The sequence below is a fragment of the Mycobacterium sp. SMC-18 genome (genome assembly GCF_045310895.1).
Taxonomy (GTDB): Bacteria; Actinomycetota; Actinomycetes; order Mycobacteriales; family Mycobacteriaceae; genus Mycobacterium.
Genome location: NZ_JBJIAL010000001.1, coordinates 99706 through 123757, shown reverse-complemented (window position 1 = coordinate 123757; position 24052 = coordinate 99706). Strand labels below are relative to the sequence as shown.

At 68.0% G+C, this 24052-nt stretch carries 23 protein-coding genes; 12 read left to right on the top strand and 11 right to left on the bottom strand.

All coding sequences use genetic code 11. The features are described 5' to 3' along the window. The first annotated feature begins 108 nt into the window (after nt 1–108). Together ACJH6J_RS00600 and ACJH6J_RS00595 are read left to right on the top strand one after the other, a co-directional pair. The gene (locus tag ACJH6J_RS00600) at nt 109–1020 is read left to right on the top strand and encodes a dienelactone hydrolase family protein (RefSeq protein WP_212811329.1); all 912 of its coding nucleotides are present in this window, start codon (nt 109–111) and stop codon (nt 1018–1020) included. Further along, a complete protein-coding gene (locus tag ACJH6J_RS00595) occupies nt 1017–1403 on the top strand; it encodes a cupredoxin domain-containing protein (RefSeq protein WP_212811330.1) in 387 nt (128 codons plus the stop codon). The genes ACJH6J_RS00600 and ACJH6J_RS00595 overlap by 4 nt, the downstream gene beginning before the upstream one ends. Nucleotides 1404–1407: 4 nt before the next feature. Here ACJH6J_RS00595 and ACJH6J_RS00590 read toward each other — a convergent pair whose 3' ends face one another. Then, a complete protein-coding gene (locus ACJH6J_RS00590) occupies nt 1408–2691 on the bottom strand; it encodes a cytochrome P450 (RefSeq protein WP_406803393.1) in 1284 nt (427 codons plus the stop codon). An 81-nt stretch (nt 2692–2772) separates the two neighbouring features. On the opposite strand from ACJH6J_RS00590, the gene ACJH6J_RS00585 reads away from it, so the two are divergent. Beyond that, a complete protein-coding gene (locus ACJH6J_RS00585) occupies nt 2773–4701 on the top strand; it encodes an NAD(P)/FAD-dependent oxidoreductase (protein WP_212811332.1) in 1929 nt (642 codons plus the stop codon). Nucleotides 4702–4713: 12 nt separating this feature from the next. Here ACJH6J_RS00585 and ACJH6J_RS00580 read toward each other — a convergent pair whose 3' ends face one another. Next, nucleotides 4714–5130, bottom strand: coding sequence for a DUF6188 family protein (locus ACJH6J_RS00580; RefSeq protein ID WP_212811333.1), 417 nt, complete (start codon nt 5128–5130; stop codon nt 4714–4716). A 56-nt stretch (nt 5131–5186) separates the two neighbouring features. Then, nucleotides 5187–5393: a hypothetical protein gene (locus tag ACJH6J_RS00575; protein ID WP_212811334.1), complete on the bottom strand. Its 207-nt coding sequence runs from the start codon at nt 5391–5393 to the stop codon at nt 5187–5189. 406 nt (nt 5394–5799) lie between these two features. Between ACJH6J_RS00575 and ACJH6J_RS00570 the strand changes: the two genes are divergently transcribed. Next, a complete protein-coding gene (locus ACJH6J_RS00570; RefSeq protein ID WP_244872528.1) occupies nt 5800–7074 on the top strand; it encodes a hypothetical protein in 1275 nt (424 codons plus the stop codon). Nucleotides 7075–7149: 75 nt separating this feature from the next. Continuing rightward, nucleotides 7150–7914: a L,D-transpeptidase family protein gene (locus tag ACJH6J_RS00565; RefSeq protein WP_371824546.1), complete on the top strand. Its 765-nt coding sequence runs from the start codon at nt 7150–7152 to the stop codon at nt 7912–7914. On the opposite strand, the gene ACJH6J_RS00560 is transcribed toward ACJH6J_RS00565, so the two are convergent. Continuing rightward, the gene (locus ACJH6J_RS00560; protein ID WP_212814796.1) at nt 7904–8653 is read right to left on the bottom strand and encodes a helix-turn-helix domain-containing protein; all 750 of its coding nucleotides are present in this window, start codon (nt 8651–8653) and stop codon (nt 7904–7906) included. The genes ACJH6J_RS00565 and ACJH6J_RS00560 overlap by 11 nt on opposite strands. Before the next feature lie 168 nt (nt 8654–8821). Between ACJH6J_RS00560 and ACJH6J_RS00555 the strand changes: the two genes are divergently transcribed. Next, entirely contained in the window at nt 8822–9166 is a 345-nt protein-coding gene (locus ACJH6J_RS00555) for a hypothetical protein (protein WP_212811336.1), read from the top strand. Here the strand turns inward: ACJH6J_RS00555 and ACJH6J_RS00550 are convergent. Next, on the bottom strand, nt 9138–10397 hold the full coding sequence (locus ACJH6J_RS00550; RefSeq protein ID WP_212811337.1) for a cytochrome P450: 1260 nt from the start codon (nt 10395–10397) through the stop codon (nt 9138–9140). The two genes, ACJH6J_RS00555 and ACJH6J_RS00550, sit on opposite strands and share 29 nt — an antisense overlap. Nucleotides 10398–10679: 282 nt before the next feature. On the opposite strand from ACJH6J_RS00550, the gene ACJH6J_RS00545 reads away from it, so the two are divergent. After that, nucleotides 10680–11141 carry a hypothetical protein gene (locus ACJH6J_RS00545; RefSeq protein ID WP_212811338.1) on the top strand — a complete coding sequence of 154 codons (462 nt, stop codon included), beginning with the start codon at nt 10680–10682 and terminating at the stop codon, nt 11139–11141. On the opposite strand, the gene ACJH6J_RS00540 is transcribed toward ACJH6J_RS00545, so the two are convergent. Continuing rightward, nucleotides 11138–11866 (bottom strand): Crp/Fnr family transcriptional regulator, encoded by a 729-nt coding sequence (locus tag ACJH6J_RS00540; RefSeq protein WP_212811339.1) that lies wholly within the window; start codon nt 11864–11866, stop codon nt 11138–11140. The two genes, ACJH6J_RS00545 and ACJH6J_RS00540, sit on opposite strands and share 4 nt — an antisense overlap. Nucleotides 11867–12028: 162 nt before the next feature. On the opposite strand from ACJH6J_RS00540, the gene ACJH6J_RS00535 reads away from it, so the two are divergent. Further along, on the top strand, nt 12029–12703 hold the full coding sequence (locus ACJH6J_RS00535; protein ID WP_244872529.1) for a PAS and ANTAR domain-containing protein: 675 nt from the start codon (nt 12029–12031) through the stop codon (nt 12701–12703). Here the strand turns inward: ACJH6J_RS00535 and ACJH6J_RS00530 are convergent, their stop codons facing one another. The 4 genes from ACJH6J_RS00530 to ACJH6J_RS00515 form a co-directional block, all read right to left on the bottom strand. Next, nucleotides 12704–14941 (bottom strand): molybdopterin-dependent oxidoreductase, encoded by a 2238-nt coding sequence (locus ACJH6J_RS00530; protein WP_212811340.1) that lies wholly within the window; start codon nt 14939–14941, stop codon nt 12704–12706. Next, a complete protein-coding gene (locus ACJH6J_RS00525; RefSeq protein ID WP_406803392.1) occupies nt 14938–15510 on the bottom strand; it encodes a TetR/AcrR family transcriptional regulator in 573 nt (190 codons plus the stop codon). Before ACJH6J_RS00525 ends, ACJH6J_RS00530 begins: the two co-directional genes overlap by 4 nt. A gap of 166 nt (nt 15511–15676) precedes the next feature. After that, on the bottom strand, nt 15677–16810 hold the full coding sequence (locus tag ACJH6J_RS00520) for a nitronate monooxygenase (protein ID WP_212811342.1): 1134 nt from the start codon (nt 16808–16810) through the stop codon (nt 15677–15679). Nucleotides 16811–16946: 136 nt separating this feature from the next. Beyond that, nucleotides 16947–17726 carry an HAD family hydrolase gene (locus tag ACJH6J_RS00515; protein WP_406801468.1) on the bottom strand — a complete coding sequence of 260 codons (780 nt, stop codon included), beginning with the start codon at nt 17724–17726 and terminating at the stop codon, nt 16947–16949. Nucleotides 17727–17785: 59 nt separating this feature from the next. Between ACJH6J_RS00515 and ACJH6J_RS00510 the strand changes: the two genes are divergently transcribed. The 4 genes from ACJH6J_RS00510 to ACJH6J_RS00495 all read left to right on the top strand — a co-directional run bounded on the left by ACJH6J_RS00510 (nt 17786) and on the right by ACJH6J_RS00495 (nt 23122). Further along, nucleotides 17786–18523: a glucose 1-dehydrogenase gene (locus tag ACJH6J_RS00510; protein ID WP_212811343.1), complete on the top strand. Its 738-nt coding sequence runs from the start codon at nt 17786–17788 to the stop codon at nt 18521–18523. A gap of 155 nt (nt 18524–18678) precedes the next feature. Then, nucleotides 18679–21546 (top strand): glycosyl hydrolase 2 galactose-binding domain-containing protein, encoded by a 2868-nt coding sequence (locus ACJH6J_RS00505; RefSeq protein WP_406803391.1) that lies wholly within the window; start codon nt 18679–18681, stop codon nt 21544–21546. Nucleotides 21547–21580: 34 nt separating this feature from the next. Then, a complete protein-coding gene (locus ACJH6J_RS00500) occupies nt 21581–21799 on the top strand; it encodes a hypothetical protein (RefSeq protein WP_036420352.1) in 219 nt (72 codons plus the stop codon). A 24-nt stretch (nt 21800–21823) separates the two neighbouring features. Continuing rightward, entirely contained in the window at nt 21824–23122 is a 1299-nt protein-coding gene (locus ACJH6J_RS00495; RefSeq protein ID WP_406803408.1) for a competence/damage-inducible protein A, read from the top strand. Between the two features lie 6 nt (nt 23123–23128). Here the strand turns inward: ACJH6J_RS00495 and ACJH6J_RS00490 are convergent, their stop codons facing one another. Then, complete coding sequence (locus ACJH6J_RS00490; protein WP_406803390.1) at nt 23129–24049, bottom strand: alpha/beta fold hydrolase; 921 nt, start codon at nt 24047–24049, stop codon at nt 23129–23131. Between the last annotated feature and the right edge of the window lie 3 nt (nt 24050–24052).

Sequence of the window (24052 nt, the reverse complement as noted above, 5' to 3'; positions counted from 1 at the left end):
GCCGGTCAGGCCCATGTCAATGAAAAAGTGAACACTTTCTAGAAAATGTCTACTCGTCCTGGGGAAACCTTGTGACGTCGCTCAGGATCAGGGCGGATACTGGCTCGGGTGACCCCCTTGCAGCGGTACATCGCCGAGGAAATCGCCACCGACCACGTCGACGGATTGCTGTCCCGTCGTGAGGCGCTGCGCAGGCTCGCGCTCCTGGGCGTGGGTACTGCGGCCGCCAGTGCGCTGATCGCGGCCTGCGGTGAGAATCGAGGCACCACTGCGGCCACCACGTCGAGCCCGACGTCGGGCAAGCCGTCGACCGAGCCCGGCCCACCGCCCGGTATGGAGAACGCCGTCCAGCCCGCGCCCATCACCTGGGCCGACGGCAAGCTGCAGGGATCGTGGGCCGCGGCCGCCCAGCCACGCGGCGGCGTCCTGGTGATCCACGAGAACAAAGGCCTGAACGATTGGGTGCGGTCGGTCGTCGGCCGCCTCGGCGGTATCGGGTACTCGGCGCTGGGCATCGACCTGTTGTCGGCGCAGGGCGGCACCGCGGCCTTCGCCGATCCGGCCGAGGCCACCGCGGCGCTGGGCAAGATTCCGCCCGACCAGTTCGTCGCCGACCTGCGGTCCGGGCTCGACGAACTGCAGCGGCGGACGCCCGGCGGGAAACTCGCGGTGCTCGGATTCTGCTTCGGCGGTGGGCTCACGTGGCAGCTCCTGGCCGCCGGCGAGCCGAGGCTCTCGGCGGCGTTGCCGTTCTACGGTCCGCTGCCCGACCCGCACGACTTCGCCGGCTCGAAACAAGCTGCGGTGCTGGCCTTTTACGGCGCCAAGGACGCGCGCGTGACGGCGAGCAAGGACGCGGCGGCAGCCGCGCTCGAGCAGGCCGGCATGGTTCATCAGATCGTCGTGGAGCCCGACGCCGATCATGCGTTCTTCAACGACTCGGGCCAGCGGTACAACCCCACCGCGGCCGCCGACGCCTGGGCGCAGACGCAGTCCTGGCTGCAGAGGTACCTGGCATGACGACGACGCGCGTCCCGGCGGTGCTCGTGGTTGCGGCGGCACTCGCCACCGCGGTGACCGCCGCCTGTTCGGCTCCGGTCCCGGCGCCCAACAGCACTCCGACGACCAGCGCGGTGCCGGTGACCGGCCCGGTGCAGGGACCGGCCATCACCATCACCGCGCTCAACTTCGGCGACCCGCTCACCGTGCCTCCCGGCGCAAAGATCACCGTCGTCAACAGTGACGACGTCGCGCATACCGTGACGTCAAAGGTCAAGGGGCAGTTCGACGTCAAGGTCGGCGGCAACGCGCAGGCGACGTTCACCGCACCCACCACGCCGGGCCGCTACCCGTACTACTGTGTGTATCACCCGGGGATGGTCGGTGTCCTGATCGTCCAGTAAGCGGTCAGCGCGGGGGCGTCCAGCTGACCGGCAGGCGCTTGATGCCGTGGATGAACTGCGACCACAACCGGTCGGGCTCGTCGGTGGCCGTCAGATCGGGGACGCGGCGGTGAATCTCCTCGAACGCCACCGCGATCTCGCGACGGGCCAGATTCGCGCCCAGGCAGAAGTGTGCGCCACCGCCGCCGAAGCCCAGGTGCGGATTGGGGTTGCGGTGTACGTCGAACAGCCACGGGCGGTCGAATTTCGCCTCGTCCCGGTTGGCCGAGCCGTACCGCAGCGTAACCTTCTGCCCGGCTTGCATTTTCACGCCGCTCAGCTCGAAGTCCTGCGTCAGGGTCCGGCGCATGTACACGACGGGGGAGGCCCAGCGGATGATCTCCTCGACCGCCGTGGGTGCCACCGCGTCGTAATCGGACCACCACTGGTCCCGCTGCTCCGGGAACCGGCTGAGCGTCAGCACCCCGTGGCTGATCGCATTGCGTGTGGTCTCGTTCCCCGCGACCACCAGCAGGATGAAGAACGACGCCACCTCGCTCGAGGTGAGTCGTTCGCCGTCGACCTCGGCCTGCACCAGGGCGGTGGTGAGGTCGTCGTGGGGGTTGACGCGCCGGTCATCGGCCAAGGCGGTGGCATAGCCGCCGATGTCCATGGCGCAACGGAAGAACTCCTCGTAATCGGTGGTCAGATCGGGATCGCCGAAGCCGAGAATGATGTTGGTCCAGTGGAAGATCCGTTCGTGATCCGGCTCCGGGATGCCCATCATGTCGCAGATGATCTGCAGCGGCAGGGGACCGGCCAGGTCGGCCACGATGTCGCCGTGGCCGTCGGGATGGCGCTCGATCATCGACTCGACCAGACTCCGCGCCCGGTTGCGCACCGAGGCCTCCGTCCGCGCCACCACTTTCGGGGTGAACGCGCTGCGCACGATGTTCCGCAGCCGCGTGTGCCGCGGGTCGTCCATCACGATCATCGAGCCGAAATACTCGGCCAGTTCCGGCGTCTGCTCGGGGATCGTGATGCCGTCGGCGGAGCTGAAGATGTGTGGGTGGCGGCTGGCGAAGAACACGTCGTCGTAGCGCGTGAGGGCCCAGTGGCCGGGGCCCGTTTCAAATCCCTCCTGGGCCAGTTCGCCGTGGAAGGCGATGGGTGCCTCGCGCCGCAGCGTGGCGAACGCACCGTCCCGGAACCCGTCGTTCCGGCCCCAGAACCGGACCGAACCGAGGTCGATGTCGGACAGTGCGAGGTCCGCCGGCGGTGCGCCGTTGTCGAGTAACGCGATGGCCATCCTCGGAGCGTAAAGCCCGGTCGTACCGCACCGCGGGAGAATCGGCTGCGAACTGTCCACCGGACGTGATAGTTCCTTGTGGTGCGCAACCCACATGCAGGACAACCGTTTACGACCTCCGATGAGGACATCGCCCGCGCTCTGCTGGACGTCAGCATCCCCACGCTGATGCTGTCGCTGGTGCACATGTCCGGTGATCCGGAGCTGATCCGCGGTGCCCTGCGCCCTGCCGGGCTGTTCCTCAACGAGGTCCAGGGCTACATGTCCGAGGACGACAAAGCGGCGGTGCGTGCCCTGGCGCTGAAGGTGATCACCGACTACCGCGACCGCGGCTGCCCCGAGCCGGAACCGATCGGCGCCGAGCTGCTCAAGGAGATGATGGAGTGGCTGGTCTGCGAACCGGTCCCCGACGAATACGTGCCGATGGTGCTGGAGGAGATGGAGCTCGACGGTACGGACGTCCGCGCCGGCGCCGCCGGACGTGACGCCGGATCGGCCGCGGACTTTCCGGTCGTCGTCATCGGCTGCGGCGAATCCGGACTGCTCGCCGGTATCCGCTTGAAAGAGGCCGGAATTCCGTTCACCATCATCGAACGCGCCGCCGGTGTCGGTGGCACCTGGTGGCACAACAGCTATCCCGGCGCCCGTGTCGATGTCGGAAACCACTTCTACTGCTACAGCTTCGAACCCAGCGACCACTGGACGCAGTTCTTCGCCGAACAGCCCGAACTGCAGGCGTATTTCGAACGCATCCTGGACCAGTACGGCATCCGCCCGCACGTGTGGTTCGAGACCGAGGTCACCGGCGCGACATGGGACGAGGCCACCGCGACATGGCAGGTGGCCCTCCGCACCGCGGACGGGTCGGCCGAGACGGTGTCGGCGCGCGCCGTCATCAGCGCCGTCGGGCAGCTCAACCGTCCGTATCTGCCGCCCATCTCGGGACGCGACGAATTCGAGGGCCCGTCGTTCCACTCGGCGCAGTGGGATCACGACGTCGACCTCACCGGCAAGCATGTCGCGATGGTCGGCGCCGGTGCCAGCGGCTTTCAGATCGCGCCGTCGATCGCCGGGAAAGTCGCTTCGCTCAACATCTTTCAGCGCACCGCGCAATGGATGTTCCCCAACCCCAACTATCACGCCAGGGTCGGCGACGGCGTCAAGTGGGCGCTGAAGCACCTGCCGTTCTACGGCCGCTGGTACCGGTTCCTGCTGTTCTGGCCCGGCTGCGACAAGGGTCTTGCCGCAGCGCGCGTCGACCCGGACTATCCCGACCAGCAACGCGCGGTGAGCGAGATCAACGATGTCACCCGAATCATGTTCACCGAGTGGATCAAAGGGCAGATCGGTGACAACCCGGACCTGCTGGCCAAGGTCATCCCCGACTACCCGGCGACGGGCAAACGCACGTTGCAGGACAACGGAAGCTGGCTGCAGACGCTCACACAGGACCACGTCGAACTCATCCGCACGCCCATCGCGCGCATCGAACGCGACGCCGTCGTGACGGTCGACGACCAGCGCCATCAGGCTGACGTCATCGTGTACGCCACCGGATTTCACGCCGGAAAAGTGTTGTGGCCCATGACCATCATCGGGCGTGACGGCCGGGTGCTGGCCGAGCAGTGGGGTGAACGGCCCACCGCGTATCTCGGCATCACGGTCCCGGGCTTCCCGAATTTCTTCTGCATGTACGGGCCCGGCACCAATCTCGCCAGTGGCGGCAGCCTGATCTTCCATTCGGAATGCCAGATGCGTTACATCGCAGAATGTCTGGACCTGCTGCTGGCCGGCCGCGGGCGGTGGATGGAACCGCGGCCCGAGAAGCTCGACGACTGGGTGCAACGCAGCCAGGCCGAGATGCGCACCATGGTGTGGTCGCAGCCGTCCATCCGGCACTCGTTCTACAAGAACGCCGACGGCGACATCTACACGCTCAGCCCGTGGCGTCTGGTCGACTACTGGACGTGGACGCGTACCGCCGACCCGGAGGACTACACCTTCGGGTGAGCGGCCGGCGCATCAGCTGTTGACGGCCTCGTCGTCCGGCAGGTCGTGCCGGACCACCCGCACGCGCCCGTGCGGCAGGCACGCGGCGTAGCCATGGTGCTTGCCGTAGAGCTCCCACGAGGTGTGTTCCTGGTCGGTGGGCACGTCGATGCGGTGTCCGTCGGCGAACGCCAGGTGCAGGCTGCCGTTGTCCTCCCACTCGGCGTGCGTGCATTTCTGGCCGGCGAAATCGAACAACGGCCGCTCTTGCTTGCGCACGTCGGCCGGGTTGATCGCGACGACTTCCTGCGGGTCGGTCTCGGTGGCAGGCAGGGTCAGGGCCAGCGGTGCCGAGATGACGAGCTCGTTGTAGTCCTCCAGGTCCAGCACCAGTCCGTCGCGGAAGGAGATCCGCTGCACTGCGCATCCTTTAATCCACTGTTCGGTCATAATCCACTGTGTTACGACCTGGCCCGCTGCGCAAGATCGCGCGGGGCAGCGCCGCGCTAGCGGTTGACGAGGGGGAAGGCGACCGCGCAGCCGGATTCGATGGAGTGCGTCCAGGCGTCCTGCTCGGCAGAGGCCCGCAGGTGGCGGCGCCGTGCGGTCCAGCCGCAGGTGCAGGTCGCATAGGACCAGCAGAGGCCGCGAACATGTACGCCCACTTCGCCGTGGGATACCGCGGTGGGCGTGGTGAGTGCCGGTGCCGTCATGATGCTGACCTCCTGGCTGGTCTTGCCGACAATTGTCCCGCCGCCCCGCCACGGGAACCAGTAGCGACAGGTCACAACTAGGCCACTGGATTACCGCATGTGCCTGCCGTCAAACCTCACGGTGACCGGCGGGCCACGCCGAGCGGCGGCGGCGAAGATGGCTAATACTGATAACGGTTTGAACACAGCGCCGTGGACGACTGGCAAATCATCGCAGGTCGGTGGCTTGCGGACGGGTGCGTTGTGGCCCGGGTAACGGGTAAGGTCACCGGTCAAAGGGTGGCTTGTCTCACCACGATTCCGGATAGTTCCCGCACGCCGAAGCGCGCGTCATCGCCGGTCGTGCGTCGCCACCATGCGTTTTTTTGAAGGGGTTGTTTGCGTGGACGCGGTGCTCGGTTTGGCCATGACTCCGTCATCCATGGGCCTGGTCCTGGTCGAGGGCAATGACGTCGACGGGTTCACCATGGACCACGACGCCGTCGAGATCATGAACTCCGGCGACGCCACCGCCGCCGTGCTGCGCAGCGAGGCCCTGGCGGCGACGCGTGGGCTGCGGCTCAAGTCGATCGGGCTCACGTGGAGCGACGATGCCGACGCCGAGGCCTCGATGCTCATGCAGTCGCTGTCCGAGTCCGGTTTCGACAACGTGGTGCCGGTGCGGTTCCCGGAGGCCAACGAGGCAGTGGCCCGCGGCATCGCCGACGCGCTGGGCTGTGGGACCACCGCGGTGTGCACCATCGAGCCCGAATTCGCGATCACCATGATCGTGCATGCGGCGAGCGGCGCCGTTCACACGGCCGTGAACCACACCATCGGCTCCCGCGCCGGCCTGACCAGCTGGCTCAGCGCGGTGTTCGCCCGCGCGGACTGGCAGCCGGAGGCACTCGTGGTCATCGGATCCGCCGGCAACTTCGAGGCCATCCTGCCGGGGCTGCAGGACGCGCTGTCGGTGCCGGTGTTCACGCCGGAAGAAGCGGATCTGGCCCTGGCCCGCGGCGCGGCGCTGGTGTCGGTGCGGTCGGGCGACTCCGACCTGTCCGAGCCGTACTACTTCGGTGACCAGCCGCGACCCGACGAATGGGCCGGCCAGGATTTCGGCTGGGATCCGACCTTCGATGCCTTCGAGCAGGAATTCGAGGGACCCGTCTTCGCGCCGACCGGCCGGCATCGGTCGAGCGGTTCCTCGCGGTGGGAGCAGCTGTCGAGCTCGCCCGCCCTGCCCCTGACCATGCTGGCCGTCGGGTCCACGGCGTTCGTGGCGTCGGTGTCGATGGCCGTCACGATGCAGTTCCTGCCGTCGCGCGGCGCCTCGACGCCCGTCACCAAGAGCCCGCGGCCCGCGGCCGCCGAGCAGGCGGTCGCGCCGGCCGAGCCTCCGGCGGTGCACGTGGCGCCCGCTGCCGAGCCGTCGGCCGAGCTGTTGGCGCCCGTCGAGGCGCCGCTGCCCGATGCGCCGATTGTCGAGCCGCAGGCGGCTCCCGTCGTCGAACCCGAACCGGCCGTGCACCCCGACGGTGTGCCGGCAGCCGACGCGCCGCCCGCGGCCACGGATATCCCGCCGGTGGAGATGCCGGCGAATTCGGTGGCGGTCGCAGTACCGGCCGACGCCCCGGCTCCGGCGGCCCCGGCGCCTGGCGATGTCGCCCCGCCCGCCGAGCCCGTCGCTCCGCCGCAGTAAACCCCGGAGTGCGGCTAACGAAAGTAACGCCGGCGTCGAACTACGATATGTAGTGAACGTATCTCGGACCTGAGGATGGACCCCTTGCCCAAAACTGTGCGTTATGCGCTGGCCGTCGCCGCATCTGCGGTGATGATGCTGAGCGGCCCTGTGGGTGCTGCCGTCGCGGCATTGCCCGAGTCCCTCCCGGTCGCCACGATCACGCCGAGCAGCGGCGACGTGGTCGGTGTCGGAATGCCCGTCACCGTGACCTTCGGTCAGCCGGTCGCCGACCGGGGGCGCGCCGAGCGCACCATCGAGTTCTCGTCGCCGAAGATGACCAAGGCGCCCGCAGGCACGTTCGCGTGGCTGGCCGACAACAAGGTGCAGTTCACGCCCAGCACCTACTGGCCGGCGCATTCGACCATCAAGGTGTCGGTCGGCGGGGCCAAACAGTCGTTCGGGACCGGAGCGGCCACCCTCGGCGTCGCGAGCATCAGCGGGCACACCTTCACGGTGAGCATCGACGGCCAGGTCGTGAAGACCATGCCGGCGTCCATGGGCAAGCCCAAGCACCCCACCCCGGTGGGTTCGTTCACGGCCATGTCGAAAGAAAGCCCCGTGGTCATGGACTCGCGGACCATCGGCATCCCGCTCAACGACCCTGAGGGCTACAAGCTGACGGTCTACTACGCGGTCCGGGTCACCTCGGGCGGCGTCTACGTCCACGCGGCTCCGTGGTCGGTTGCGCAGCAGGGCAATTCGAACGTGAGCCACGGCTGCATCAACCTGAGCACCGACAACGCGTCCTGGTACTACAACCAGGTGAACATCGGCGACCCGATCGTCGTCAACGCGTAGCGCTCTCGCGGATCGCCTGCGCCGTCGCGTCATCGGCGGGCAGGAACGCTTCGATGCTCAACTCCGCGGCGGTCAGGTCCAGCGCGGTGCCGAATGTGGTGACGGTGCTGAGGAATGTCAGCACCGTGCCATCCGGACCGTCGATCTCCAGCGGCACCGCGACGCCGCCGAGATCGGACGATGCGACGTCCCCGCCGGGGTAGGCCTCGATCTCGGTGAGCAGATCGTGAAGCTCGGCCGACGCGCTACCGGCGACTTCACGGCGCAGTCGGCCGATCACGTGGTGCCGCCACTGCCCGAGATTGCGGATTCGGGGAGCCAGACCATCCGGGTGCAGCGAAATGCGAAGGGCGTTCGGCGGATTCAGCAACTCGGGCGCCACGCCCTCGAGCAGCACGGCGGTGCCGGCGTTGGCCGCGACGATGTTCCACAGGTGGTCGACTGCCAGGCACGGGAACGGCTCGTATGCGGCGAGGACACGATCGATCCCGGTGCGCACCGCGCTCATCTCCGGGTCGTCGAGTGAGCGCTCGGCGTACACCGGTGCGTGACCCGCGGCCATGAGCAGCCGGTTCTGTTCTCGCGCAGGAACATTCAGCACAGTACCGAGCTTGAGCACCATGGCTCGGCTCGGCGTCGACCGGCCGGTCTCGATGAAGCTGAGATGGCGGGCCGACACGTCGGCCTCGATGGCGAGGTCGAGCTGGCTGATGCGCCGCCGCTGGCGCCACTGCCGCATGAGCTCTCCGAAGGGTTGCGGCGAACGTGTCGGGGCAGCGCTGGTGACGGTCACGAATCCAGTGTCGCGGTTGTGCGTCCCCGTGGCGACTACCTGCCAGGTAATTGCGGCGATTACCTGACGGGGACAGTCTCGAATTGCCCGACAACGCAGTAGGAGGCGATCGAGATGCGCACCACCCACTCGGCAACCGAACCGGCGGCGCCGGCGCCGCCGGTCTGGCTACGGGCCGTCATGGCAGCCGACCGAACCGGATCGGCCTGGTACGTCGGTACCGGTTTCTTCTTCGCGCCGCTGCTGATGCTGGTATCGCCGTGGCCCGTGCTGACGACCGTGCTGTGGGTGGTCATCGCGGTCACCGGCTTGTGGCTCGGCCTGCTCGGCGTCGCGATGGCGACCGGCCTCGCCATGGTGCTGCGCTCCGGCCAGGAGCTGTCCGACGACTACTGGCAGTCGCTGCTCGACTATCCCGATCGGCCCAAGGTCACCGCGCGACAGCTGATTTCGCGTTAGCTCCGGTGTAGTCGACCTGCCAGTGCTTGATGCCGTTGAGCCAGCCCGACCGCAGCCGCTCCGGCTCACCGAGCGGACGCAGATCCGGCATGTGGTCGGCGATCGCGTTGAACATCAGGTCGATGGTCATGCGGGCCAGATTCGCCCCGATGCAGTAGTGGGCGCCGGTCCCGCCGAAGCCGACGTGCGGGTTGGGGTCGCGCATGATGTTGAACGTGTACGGGTCGTCGAACACCTCTTCGTCGAAGTTGGCCGACCGGTAGAACATCACCACCCGCTCGCCCTTCTTGATCGGCACGCCGCCGAGCTCGGTGTCCTGCGTCGCGGTGCGCTGGAACGAGGTGACCGGCGTCGCCCAGCGGACGATCTCGTCGGCTGCCGTCGCCGGACGTTCCCGCTTGAACAGTTCCCACTGGTCCGGGTGTTCCGCAAAGGCCATCATGCCCTGGGTGATGGTGTTGCGGGTGGTCTCGTTGCCCGCCACCGCCAGCAGGATGACGAAGAAACCGAACTCGTCGTCCGAGAGCTTGTGGCCTTCGACGTCGGCCTGCACCAGCCGGGTCACCAGGTCGTCGCGCGGGTTGGCGCCGCGGTCGGCCGCCATGGCCATGCCGTACATGATCAGTTCAACCGACGCGGTGATGGCGTCGTTGCCGGCGAATTCGGGGTCCATGTCGCCGACCATCTGATTGGACCAGTGGAACAGCTTCTTGCGGTCTTCCTGCGGCACGCCCATCAGTCCGGCGATCGCCTGGAGCGGCAGCTCACAGGACACCTGTTCGACGAAATCGCCGTACCCCTGGGTGGCTGCCTCCTGCACGATCTGCTGCGCGCGCCGGCTCAGTTCGTCCCGCAGCAGTTCGATGGCCCGCGGGGTGAACATGCGCGAGATGATCTTGCGCAGGTGGGTGTGATGCGGTGCGTCCATGTTCAGCAGCACGAACTTGCCACGCTCGATCTGCTCGGTGACCGTGCCGTCCTGGTAGCGGGGGATGGCCGTCTTCACCTGGCTGGAGAACACGTCGCTGCGGCGGGACACCTCCTTGACGTCCTTGTGCCGCGTCACCACCCAGTAGCCACCGTCGTCGAAGCCGCCCTTGCCCATGGGTTGTTCGTTCCACCAGATCGGCGCGACGTGGCGCAGTTCGGCCAGCTCCGCGACCGGGAGCCGCTGGGCGTAGATATCGGGGTCTGTGAAGTCGAATCCGGCCGGGATGTTGGGTGCCGTCATGTGACGCTCCTCACTCTGCAACGTGTTCCAATTTAGTACCGCGTGCCGGTCGGAGCCGCAAGGTTATGCCGATAATTCGGCTCGGATTCTGGGGGAATGCCGACGCGACCCGAACCGGGGAGCACTATTCGTCGTAGCCGATGCGCCCGAGGTGGGCTCGTCGCGGCGCTGGACCCGATCCCGGATTCGTACGGCCGCACCACATTGATCCGGCAAATTCCCAGCAATACCGCAGTCACCTGTAGCACCATTGGTTACCGGAGACGGACGGGAGGGCAACACATGAGAATCCTGGACAGCGTCAAATTCCGCGCCGTGGGTCTGGCCTGCGCAGCGTTGCTGCTGCCGGTCGCCCCGGCCGCCTGGGCCGACGACACCGCGGCGGTCGACCAGTCGGCCGCGCCGATCGATCCGCCGGCGGCGCCCGCGGATCCCAAGCCGGCACCGGTCGGGAAGCCCGTCCCGGTGGCGAACGCCGCGCCGGTACCGCACCTGTCCAGTCCCGAGAATCTGCCGCCGTACACCACGACCACCGCGGAGGGGTCGCAGGACACCGACCAGCTGTCGTATCTGCGCGACGTCTGGCACGCCGTCCAGGAGCGCGAGATCAGCCCCAAGCAGGCCCTCGTGCTGCTCGCGCAGCGCCCCATGGACGCCGATGCGGCACCGCCCGCGGGGCTGCCCGCCGGTCCGCAGGCGCCGGTTGCGGCTCCGCCGCCCGCTGCTGACGCTCCGGTCGGTTAGGTCGGCCGGCCCGCGTCGCGCACGGCCGTCAGCGCCTGGCTGACCACCCGGTAGCACTCACACGCGATCTGCCGGAGCGCGACGCGGTCGAGAATCTCGATGTTGCCGCGCCGGTAGATGATCAAGCCATCGCGCTGCATCCGTGCCGCCGTCTCGGAGATGGTCGGGCGCTGCACGCCCAGCATCTGCGAGAGGCTTTCCTGCGTGCTCGAGAACTGTTGGCAGTCGTACCGGTCATGCGCGGCCAGCAACCAGCGCGCCAACCGTGCGCGCACCGAGTGCGCGCTCGTGCACAGCACGTTCTGCGCCGTCTGGATCAGCAGATAGTCGGTGAACCGGTCGATCGCGTCATGCCACGGGCCGCCTTCGGTGGTCAGCTGCAGAAACTCCGCGACCGGAACGTGTGCGGTATCGCCGGCACACCAGCAGACGACGGTCTGGCGGCTGTTGCGCGCACCCAGGTGGCCGGCGACGCCGACCAGGCCCTCGGAGCCGACGGTGCCCACTTCGATCCCGGCGCCGTGCTCGGACTCGGCCAGGACCGAATAGACCGAATCGAGCGGAAAATGGATGTGACTCAACGGGTTTCCGGCCCGTTGGGCCACGTGGCCGATAGGGCTGAAGTCGATCTGGATGTGCGGCAGCAATCGGTCGAGTCGGTCGCTGTCGAAGGTTGCGAGCACGGCATTGCGGTGCAGATCGCTCAGCTGAACCTCCGTGCCCACTCAAGCAAGCTACTCGACGGGTGCGTCGTCCCGATACGAACAGTTAACGGCGCGTCGGTGATTTGCTATGTCAGAGAGCTGACATAGCGGCTACTATTTGCGGGCCGACCGTCAGCGCGGCCCGGCATAGCCCTCATAGAGATCAATGATTGGTTTTTCCGTATGCCTGATGCAGTGGCCGATGACGCCGATGCCGACAACGCGTCTGAACACTGGGAAGTCGCGGCGGTCCTGGCCGGCGGTGACTCGCCGAAAGCCGGCGGATTCACGTTCTTCGTCGCCGATCAACGGTGGGTGTGGTCCGACGAAGTGGCGCGGATGCACGGCTACGCGCCGGGGCAGGTGGAGCCCACGACCGAGTTGCTGCTGAGTCACAAGCACCCCGACGACCGGGCCCGGGTGGCCGAAATTCTCGACCGGGTGCGGTCGGGAGGGCTGTTCAGCAGCCGGCACCGGATCATCGACGTCAACGGCAAGACACATTGGATGGTGGTGGTCGGTGACCACGTGACCGACGAGTCGGGTGAAGTGATCGGGACGCAGGGCTACTACGTCGATGTCACCGAAACCATGCAGGCCGACCTGACGTCCGAGATCAAAGAGGTCGTCAAGTCCCGCGCCACCATCGAGCAGGCCAAGGGCATCCTGATGGCGGCCTACGGCATCGACGCCGACCGCGCGTTCGACATCCTCACGTGGCGCTCGCAGATGACCCACGTCAAAGTCAAGACCGTTGCGGGACAGTTTCTCGAGGCGGTCATGCGAGAGGGACTGTCGCCCGAGAGCGTCAGCACCATCGACCGGCTGCTCCTGCCGGGCGACCCGGTCGCCAGCTGATCAGGCCGTCAGCGCCTCGATCCGGGCCGGCACGTGCTTGTGCCACGGGGTACCCGCGAACGCATCGCGCCAGTCCGCCGACGTGAGGTCGTTGGGCGCCACGCCGGGCACCCGCTTCTCGCCGTCGGCTTCGGTGAAGTCCACGCCGAACCCGTTGGGCAGCGAGGCGTGGCCGGGCAGCATGACGTCGGTGACCTCCACGGAAGCTTCCGCGGTCCCGGCGGCCGTCGTGATCCGGGCCCGCCCGCCGTCGACCAACCCGAGTGCCGCGGCGTCTTCCACGCTGACCCGCAGTGCGCCGTCGGCGTCGCGCTTGCGCCAGCCCGGATCCCGGATGATGTCGTTGGCGGTGAACGCCCGGCGCTCACCGGCCGACAGCACGATGGGGTATTCGTCGGAGGTCAGCGGCGGCCGGTCGGTGGCGAGCGCACCGAGTTCGGCGAGCATCTCGGGTATCTCGAGGGCGAACCGGCGGTCGGTGTGCGTCACCAGGCTCCAGTCGTCCTCGTACTCGTGCACCGTGAACGTCACCCTGGACCGGCCTTCGAGGATCGCGGTGAACAGCGCGTTGCCGTCCGCATGGCCGGCCCGGCGGACCGCATCGGGGTACGTCATCGCGGTCTTCTGCGCCAGCCCCCACAACGCGGCCGCTCCAGCCAGTCCGTCCGGCAGCGTCGGACCCAGCGTCTCGTACAGCACATAAGGCAGCACGCGGCCCAGTGCCGGGTTGGCGCCCACCGCGCCGAAGAACGCCCCGAGATACGCGTCGAGGCCCTCGCGGGCGGCCCGGCGCAGCGGGTCGAGTTCCGCGTCGTCGACGACGCCGAGGGCGCGCACCAGCCGCGCCCAGATCTCCGGCTCGGGCAGGGTGCCGGGCAGCGGTGTCAGGAGGGGGTGGCGCAGATGAAAGGTGTTGTGCGGGAACTCGAGATTGAAGAAGGTCGCCTCGGGCTTCTCGAACTGGCTCGCCGCGGGCAGCACGTAGTGGGCCAACCGGGCGGTCTCGGTCATCGCGACATCGATGACCACCAGCAGTTCCAGCGCGCCGAGCGCGTCGCGCACCGCGTTCGAGTCCGCGATGGAGTGCGCGGGGTTGCTGCTCTCGACGATCATCGCGCGGAAGCGGTCCGGATGGTCGGTCAGGATCTCCTGCGGCACGACGTTGGACGGCAGCAGCCCGGCGATGATGGGAGCGCCCGTCACCGGCGAACGGCCGACGCCACCGGCGGCGAACAGGGGAGCGAACGACGAATGCAGGTGCTGGCCACCGCGTTTGGCGAAGTTGCCGGTGAGGATCCACAACATCTTGTTCAGGTACGAGCACAGGGTGCTGTTGGGTGCCTGCTGGACACCGAGGTCCTCGAACACCGAAACGCTTGTCGCACCGGCAATCCGGCGCGCTGCGGCGCGCAACAGCTCGGCGTCGACGCCGCAGCGCTGGGCGAACTCGTCGACGTCCACGGCGCGCAGCGCCTCCCGCACCGGCTCGACGCCCGTGACGTGTTCGGCGAGAAACGCCTCGTCGCACAGGTTTTCCTGAACCAAAACCGCGGCCAGGGCCGACAGGCACCACGCGTCCGTCCCGGGCCGTACCCGCAGGTGGAAGTCGGCCATCTTGGCGGTGTCGGTGCGGACCGGATCGATGACGATCATCGACCGCTGCGGGTCTTTCGCGATGTCCTGCAGCACGGTCCGGGCCCGCGGAAAGCTCTGTGACATCCACGGGTTCTTCCCGATGAACACCGACACCTCGGCGTGCTCGAACTCGCCGCGGGTATGTCCGCCGTAGAGCTGGGCGTCGACCCAGAACTCACCGGTCTTCTCCTGTGCCAACGCATTCGACCGGTACCGGCTGCCGAGCGCCTTGAGGAACGCGCCGCTGTAGGCGCCACCCAGGTGGTTACCCTGACCGCCGCCGCCGTAGTAGAAGATCTTGTCGCCGCCGTACTCGTCGCGGATCCGCGAGAAGCCCTCGGCGATCTCGGAAATGGCGGTGTCCCAGTCGATTTCCTCGTAGGTGCCGTCGGGGCGCCGGCGCATCGGCGAGGTGAGGCGGTCGCGGTTGTTCTGGTAGTGGTCCAGCCGCAGGGCCTTGTTGCAGGTGTAGCCCTGCGAGGCCGGATGTGCCTTGTCCCCACGGATTTTCGACAGGGTGCGGCCGTCGAGTTGGACGACGATGCCGCAGTTGCACTCGCACAGGATGCAGGCGGTCGACTGCCACTCCTGGGTCTGGGTCATGAGGACGCCTTTCGTTCCGAGTCGGTCGTGGCAGTCACGAGGGCGCGCAGCTGCCGATGCACGAGGTCCAATGGGGTGGTGGAGCCGGTGGTGCGGGCCACCAGCACGGCGCCTTCGATCGCGGTGGTGGCGAGCATGGCCAATTCGGCGGCTTGTTCGGCGGCCACACCGTCGGCCCGTAGCTGCTCTTCGAGCTGGTCGAGCCAGCGGGTGAAGGCGGCGGCGGCGCGTTCGATGACGGGCGGGTTGTCGGCCTCGACGGCGACCGCCACCACCGGGCAGCCGGCCCGGTATCCGGACTCGGTGAGTTGGGAGCGGAAGCCGTCGACCAACACATCGAGTGCCTCGAGTGCGGTGCCGGCCTTGGCGATCCGGCGGGCGATGTAGTCACCCGCGAAATCGATTGTCTCGCAGAGTAGTTGGGTGCGGCCGCCGGGGAAGTGGTGGTACGCCGAACCGCGCGGTGCCCCGCTGTGGGCGAGTACATCCGAGATGGCCGTCGACTGCGCGCCCCGCTCGCGGATGAGCAGCGCGGCAGACACGATCATGCGTTCACGAGGACCAGCCATCCGCGCCCTTCCGTCGGATTATGTATGCAACCATACATAATCCGACGGCATGGGTCTATCCCCGCGTGGCAGACACACTTACGCCTCGGATCGCAGCCGCATGGTGACTGCAATCCGAGGCGCAAATGACGTCATGCCGGCCGCCGGCGCACACCGGCGGCCTCGATCACACGGACGCGGCTTCGTTCAGCTCCTCGAGCCGGCCGGTGGCCTCCAGGTACTCCCGCACCCAGCGTTCGATCACCGCGGAGGTCTTCTCGACCTTGGTGAACTGGCCGACCACCTGGCCGACCGGGTTGAACGCGACGTCGACGCTCTCGTTCGGGTACTTGTGCGTGGCCGCCACCGCCATGCCGGAAACCATGTACTGCAAGGGCATTCCGAGCGGCTTCGGGTTGCCTTCCTTCTCCCAGGCCTCGGTCCAGTCGTTGCGCAGCATCCGCGCCGGCTTGCCGGTGAACGACCGGCTGCGCACGGTGTCCTTGCTGCTGGCCTTGGCGTACGCGGCGTGCTGCTGCTCGGAGTGCTCGCTCTCCTCGACCATCACCCACTGCGAACCGGTCCACGCGCCCTGCGCGCCGAGCGCCAGCGCCGCGGCGATCTGCTGGCCGCTGCCGATGCCACCGGCGGCCAGCACCGGGACGGGCGCGACCTCCTTGACGACCTGCGGCCACAGCACGATCGAGCCGATCTCTCCGCTGTGCCCGCCGGCCTCGCCGCCCTGGGCGATGATGATGTCGACGCCCGCGTCGGCGTGCTTACGGGCCTGCGACGGCGAGCCGCACAGCGCGGCGACCTTGCGGCCCTCGGCGTGGATGTGGTCGATCATGTCCTTCGGCGGGGTGCCCAGCGCGTTGGCGATCAGCGTGCACTTCGGGTGCTGCAACGCGACCTCGACCTGCGGGGTGGCGGTGGCCTCGGTCCAGCCCAGCAGCTGCAGGGCATCGTCGTCACTGTGGTCGACCGGCACCCCGTGATCGGCGAGCAGCTTCTTCGCGAAATCCAGGTGCTCCTGCGGCACGAGGGCGTTGAGCTGCTTCTTGAGCACCTCCGGATCCAGGTCGACCTGGTCCATGCCCTCGTACTTGTTGGGGATCACGATGTCGACGCCGTACGGATGGTCGCCGATGTTCTCGTCGATCCACTTCAGCTCGATCTCGAGCTGCTCGGGGGAGAAGCCGACGGCACCCAGGACGCCGAAGCCACCGGCTTTGCTGACTGCCACGACCACGTCGCGGCAGTGGGTGAAGGCGAAGATCGGGTATTCGATGCCGAGTTGGTCGCAGATAGCGGTGCGCATTTGGGGTTCCTTGTGCTGGTTCGAGGCAGGAGCGGCAAACTGAAACGTGTTCTAATTTAGTACCGCGTGACAGTCCGGCGCGCAAGGCTACGCGCAGATTTGGGCCCAGATTTCCGGCGACGGCCGTTCCAGAACGTCAGCGATGCACGAGTCGTCGTAGCCAGCCGGGCCGGTCGCTGGACGGGGCCGCCGCGCGGACCACGGTCCAGCCGAGCCGCTCCGCTTCGGCTGCCAGCCCGGGCCGCGGGTTCACCGGAATCGGGTGCCCCACGACGTGCATCAGCGGCAGGTCCTCGTCGCCGTCGGCGTAGAAGTAACTCTGTTGCAGGTCAACGTGATTGGCCTGGCTGAACGCCTCGACCGCCGCGGCCTTGCGGTGGCCCCAGACGATGGGCCGCACGATGTCGCCGGTGAGGGTGCCGTCGGCGTCGACGGTGAAATGGTTGCAGATGACGTGCTCGACGCCGAGGTAGCGGGCCAGCGGCATGACGTGCATGGTCAGGGCCGACGAACTCAGCACCACCGTGTGGCCGGAGCGCTGGTGGGCGCGCACGACCTCGCGCATCGTCGGGAAAATCCTGGCCTGTACGTGGCTGTGGAACAGCTGCTCGCCGAGCGACTCCTGTTCGGCGAGTGACTCGCCGCGCAGATAGCCGGCGGCGCGCACCAGCAACCGCTCGAACTCCATGCGGCCCAACTTGTATCGCACCGTCGCTTCGAGGATTCCGGTGAGCTCGCCGAAGGCCGCCTGCCGCTGCCGGAACCGGTGGGCCGCGTGCACCGTCGCGATGAAACCGGACACCAGCGTGCCGTCGACGTCGAAGAACGCGCCCACATTCGGGCTGTTCGCGCCAAGGTCACCGGCGGCGGCCGCAGCGATCGGCCCCGTGATCGGTCCGGCGTTCGGCGCAGCCATGCTGACCAGTATGCCGGGCCTCCCGGCCACCCACCGGGCGGGCGGTAGCGTGACCCGTCATGGGACGCGTGGACGGAAAAGTTGCACTGATCACTGGCGGCGCACGGGGGATGGGCGCGGCGCACGCCCGGATGCTCGTCGCCGAGGGCGCCAAGGTCGTCATCGGCGACATCCTCGATGAGCCCGGCGAGGCGCTGGCCGCCGAACTCGGGGATGCCGCACGCTACGTCCATCTCGACGTCACCGACGCCGACCAGTGGGCCGCCGCGGTCGCCACCGCCACCGAACAGTTCGGTGTGCTCAACGTTCTGGTCAACAACGCCGGCATCACCGCCCTCGGCAAAATCGGTGAGTTCGACATGGCCAAGTGGCAGAAGTGCATCGACGTCAACCTCACGGGCACGTTCCTGGGCATGCAGGCAGTGGTCGCGCCGATGCGGGAGGCCGGTGGCGGCTCGATCATCAACATCTCGTCCATCGAGGGCATGCGCGGCGCGACTCTGCTGCATCCGTACGTCGCGTCCAAGTGGGCGGTGCGCGGGCTGACCAAATCGGCGGCCATCGACCTGGGCAAGGACAAGATCCGGGTCAACTCGGTGCTGCCCGGTTTCATCCGCACGCCGATGACCAAATATTTTCCCGACGACATGATGACCGCGCCGCTGGGCCGGCCCGGACAGTCCGACGAGGTAGCGACCTTCGTGGTGTTCCTGGCCAGTGACGAATCGTCGTTTGCCACCGGCAGCGAGTTCGTCGTCGACGGCGGCCTGACGACCGACGTGCCACACAAGTTCTGACCTCAGCGATTCCGGAACTGCCGGTCTGACGGGGCACAATGAGGTGCCCCCACATCGCGCATTCGGTTGTAGAAGCGCGTTCAGATGCTGATGTTCTCGGAGGGAGCAGGGCTATATCAACCGAGTTGCGCCGCGGTGCAGTGCTGGGTGCCGTCATGTCTCTGGTGCTGCTGTTCGCGTGCACCGGTGATCTGCCGCGCCTGCTGAGGCCCATGAGCGCGGCCGCCGAAGTGGAGCTCGCGCAGGGCTGGCAGCTGTCCTCCGCGCAGGGCATGGTGGCCACCGGAGCGCAGCTCAGCGTCGACGGATTCCCGGCCGCCGGTCCCGGCTGGCACCAGGTGCGGCACATGCCGTCCACCGTGCTGCAGGCGCTGCAGGACGACGGCACCTACCCGGACCTCTACTACGGCGACAACCTGCTGACCAAGGTGCCGCAGGACCTGTACAAGCAGGACTGGTGGTACCGCACCACGTTCGTCGCACCGGCCGGGCACTCGACGTACCGGCTCAACTTTCCCGGCATCAACTACCGCGCCGAGATCTGGCTGAACGGGCATCAGATCGCCGACAGCAAGCAGATCGCAGGCATGTACGTCGACCACACCCTGGACGTGTCGAAGTGGATCGACCGCGGCCGCGCCAACACCCTCGCCGTCAAGGTCACCCCGGAGCGCGCGCTGCAGGACGTCGACGGCGTGGAGCTGGCCGACAGCTGGTTCGACTGGATCAACTGGAACTACCTCGGGTATCAGGGTCCCGGCAAGAACCCGGCCAACGGCAACTCGTTCGTGGCGGACCGCAATGCCGGCATCCTCAAGCCCGTCACCCTGAAGATGTCGGGCGACGTGGCGATCACCGACGCGACCGTGAACAGCCAGCTGCCGTTGCCGCGCACCGACAGCGCCCAGCTGAGCGTGCGGTCGGGCCTGACCAACTACTCCGACCAGCGGGTCAACGGCGTCGTGCGGGCGACCATCACCCGACCCGGCAAGGCGGACATCCACATCGAGCGGCCGGTGTCGCTCGGGCCGGGGGAGAGCCGCGACGTCACGTTCAGTCCCGGTGACTACGAAGCGTTGCGCCTGTCCCACCCGGACCTGTGGTGGCCGTACACAATGGGCCGGCCCGACCTGTACGACCTCCGTATCCAGTTCCTGCAGTACGGACAGGCCACCGATGAGCTGAAGCAGCGCTTCGGCATCCGGTCCATCGAGCAGGGCCGCGACGGCAGCGAGGAGTTCCCGCAGCTCGGCTCCGGCGGCAACTTCTATCTCAAGGTCAACGGCCGCGATTTCCTGGCGCGCGGGGCCACCTACACCCCGGACCTGCTGTACCGCGACGATCCCGACCGCGACAACGCCATCCTGCGCTACGTCAAGGATCTGGGTCTGAACATGATCCGGATGGAATCGAAGATTCCCGGTGCCCGCTTCATCGAACGGGCCGACGAACTGGGCATCCCGCTCATGGTGGGCTGGATGTGCTGCAACCAGTGGGAGAAGTGGCCGCAGTGGGGCCAGGAGGACCACCGGGTGGCGCAGGACAGCCTGCGCTCGCAGATCACGATGTTGCGATCGCATGCGTCGGCGTTCGTCTGGGCCAACGCCAGCGACGGGCACCCGCCCGCCGACATCCTCGAGCAGTACCACGAGATTCTGCGAAAGCTGCACTGGCAGAACGCCGTCGTCGACACAGTGTCGTCGTACACGACCGATTCGTCGGGCAATCGGCTGTGGGACGGCATCCAGATGGCCGGCCCGTACACCTGGCGGCCGCCCGCGTACTGGTTCGACGGCGAGTACGCCGCCGCCCGCGGCGCGTCGGCCGAACAGGGCGACAACGAGCACATCCCGCCGTTCGCGAGCCTGCGGAAGTTCATCCCGCCGGACAAGCTGTGGCCGATCAACGACATGTGGTACTTCCACGCCGGTTCCAACCCCGGCAACGAGGCCCTGGCGAGCATCCGCAACGCCGTCGTACAGCGCTACGGATCTTCCAGCGGCGCTGAGGAATTCACGCGCAAGGCCCAGCTCGCCCACTACGAGGCGACGCGGGCCCAGTTCGAGTCGTTCGCCGCGCTGGGCTGGGCGGACCACAAGATGACGATCTACTGGATGCTCAACAACCACTGGCCGTCGTTCTTCGGCAACATCTTCGACTACTACCTGCGGCCCGGTGGTGCGTACTACGGCGCGAAGAAGGGTCTGCAGCCGCTGTCGGTGACGTTCGATTCGTACGCCACGGGCGACCACAGCACCGCCAAGGTCAGCATCACCAACCAGAGCCCGGAGAACGCGGTGGGCCTGCGTGTGCGCACGCGGGTGTACGACATCAACGGGAACCTGCGCGACGACCGCACCAGTGACCCGTACGACGTGGCGTCCGGTGCCGCCGCGGTGGCACTGACGCTGCCGCGGGTGGTGCCCGATTCCCGGGTGTTCTTCGTCCGGTGCGAGCTGGTGAACCCGGTCGGCGAGGTCATCGCCGACAACGACTACTGGCAGTCGCAGCAGGACGACATCGGAGACCCCCGCAAGGACGTCGCCTTCGAGCTGCACCAGACCGCGTGGGCCGACATGGCGCCGCTGAACTACATGACGAAGGCCCGCCTCGAGGTCAGTGCCGCCGGCACCGTGAACGGGGACGGCCAGCAGGTCGTCGACATCACGCTGCGCAACCCGACCAAGCAGGTCGCGTTCTTCGAGCGGGCCGAGCTGACCACCGCGCCGGACGCCGACGAAATCCTGCCCATCGAGTACAGCGACAACTACGTCACGGTGTATCCGGGGGAGACCGCGCATGTCCGGGGGCTGGTGCCGAAGCCGGGCGTGAACGCCGGCTGGGTGCGGGTCGGCGGCTACAACACGCCGCCCGTGACGGTCCCGGTGACCGGTGGCCGGCCACCTCAGGACGCGGCGGAGGCGGCCGCGCGGGCCTCGGTGACCGACCCTGGTCTGGCCGAGCCGGACGTCCGGCCCGCGGCGCCCGACGCGGTACCGCGGGTCCCGAGACCGGGCGCATAGGACATGATGGTGAGTCGACGTGAAGGAGAAACACATGGCTGACGAACGCTCCGCACTGGCCGAGCGCACCGCCGCAAGCGGGTGGCAGCGGCACACGGACGACCGCGTCGACGTCTACCTGCGTGGCGCGTCCCGGGTCCGCGTGATCTGGCGCGGTGACGACGCGATCAGCGGCGGCACGCGGTTCCAGGACGACATCATGGAGCAGTACACGCGCGAGCTCGACACCGTGCGCGCCTGGCTGGCGGTCTGACCGAGCCCGCAGCGCCGTACCCTGATCGCCATGGGCGTGCGTGCGGGCATCGTGGTGACCGGGACCGAAGTTCTCACCGGCCGGGTCCAGGACCTCAACGGGCCGTGGCTGGCCGACCGGCTGCTCGAACTCGGCGTCGAGCTGGCCCACATCACCATCTGCGGTGACCGGCCCGAGGACATCGAAGCGCAACTGAATTTCCTTGCCGCACAAGGTGTCGACCTGATCGTCACCAGCGGCGGCCTGGGGCCGACGGCCGACGACATGACCGTCGCCGTGGTGTCGAAGTTCTGCGGCCGCGAGCTGGTGCTCGACGAAGCGCTCGAGGAGCGCATCGCCGAGATCCTGCGGTCCTTCATGGGCCGGTTCCCGGGCGCCGATTTCGAGGCGGTCCGGGCGGCCAACCGCAAGCAGGCCCTGGTGCCGGCGGGCGACGGCGTCGAGATCCTCGACCCCGTCGGCACGGCGCCGGGTGTCGTGGTGACCCGGGCCGGCGGCGCACCGACGGTGATCGTGCTCCCCGGACCGCCCCGCGAGCTGCGGCCGATGTGGAGCCGGGCCATCGAGACGGCGACGGCGCAACGTGCGATCGCCGGCCGCACCGTCTACCGCCAGGAGACCATCCGGATGTTCGGCCTGCCCGAGTCCGGGCTGGCCGAGACGCTGCGGGAAGCCGAGACCCTGGTGCCCGGTTTCGCGGGGCTGGAGATCACGACGTGCCTGCGTCGCGGCGAGTTGGAGATCGTCACCCGCTACGAACCCGACGCCACCGACAGCTACCGGCAACTGGCCGCGCTGCTGCGTGAGCGGCATCCGCACGACGTCTTCTCCGAGGACGGTGCGCTGGTCGATGACCAAGTGGCGCAACTGCTTTCGGGCCGCACCATCGCGACGGCCGAGTCGTGCACGGCGGGCCTGCTGGCGGCCCGGCTGGCCGACCGGCCCGGCTCCTCGGCCTACCTGGCCGGCGGCGTGGTGTCGTACTCGAACGAAGCCAAGGCGGACCTGCTCGGCGTCGACCCCGCGTTGATCGCGGCCCACGGTGCGGTGTCCGAACCGGTCGCCGAGGCCATGGCGGCGGGTGCACTGCAGCGGTTCGGCGCCGACGTTGCCGTGGGCATCACCGGCATTGCCGGCCCCGGTGGCGGCAGCGACGAAAAGCCGGTCGGCACAGTGTGTTTCAGTGTCGGGCTGGCCAATGGTGCGACCCACACGCGCACGATCCACCTGCCCGGCAACCGGGCCGACATCCGGGAGCGGTCGACGACCGTCGCCATGCACATGCTGCGCCGCGTACTCAGCGGTCAGCCGGTGACGGTCTGAGGGGCCTTACTGACCCGCGAGGTCGGCGTCGTCCCAGACCTCGAGAATCTTGGTCAGGATGTCCTCGGGCACACCGAGACCCGCGAGATGGCTCTCGCCCGGCAGCGTGAACATCTCCGCGTCGGCGATGCGCGCCACCGCGTGCTGACCGTGGGCGTAGGGCACGATGTGGTCGGCGTCGCCGTGCCACCAGCGCACCGGCACCTTGATGTCCTCGAGCCGGAAGCCCCAGTCGCGGGCGAACACGACGATGTCGGCGAACGGCGCGGCCAGCTGCTTGCGGCTGCCGTTCAGCAGGTCGTCGAGGAACATCGCCTTGAACTCGGGGCGGCTCAGCAGGTTCCGGTCGCCGTGGGGGGAGATGCGTGCGTACAGGTCGAGCGCGGGGGAGCCGAACGGCGCGATCACCTTCATGAGTGACCCCGCCACCCAGCGGATGGGGGTGTCGGCGACCTCGATGATAGGCCGCACGATCTTGGCCAGCTCCATCAGGCCGCTGCTGATGCCGTCCTCGCCGATCAGCGGCGCGACGCCGCCGAGCACCGCGGCCATCACCACCCTCTCGGGCATGGCGGCCGCGGTGGCCAGCGTGTAGGGACCGCCGCCGGACAGCCCGATCACCGCGAACCGGTTGATGCCCAGGGTGTCGGCGATGGTCCGCAGATCCTCGGTGAACCCGAGCACGTTCTCGTACTGGTGCGGCGTCGAGGAACCGATGCCGGGGCGGTCGATGCCGATCAGCCGGATGTTGTTGCGGGAGGCGAAGCTGCGGGCCTCGGTCGGGATCTGCCGGCGCGCGCCGGGCGTCCCGTGCAGCCAGAACACGGCGCGTCCCTGCGGGTTCCCGAACTCGGCGAAACCGATCTGGCGGTCTTCTCCGACGGCGATGTTGCCTTCGAGTTTCGGGCGATCGATCGACATGACCATGGC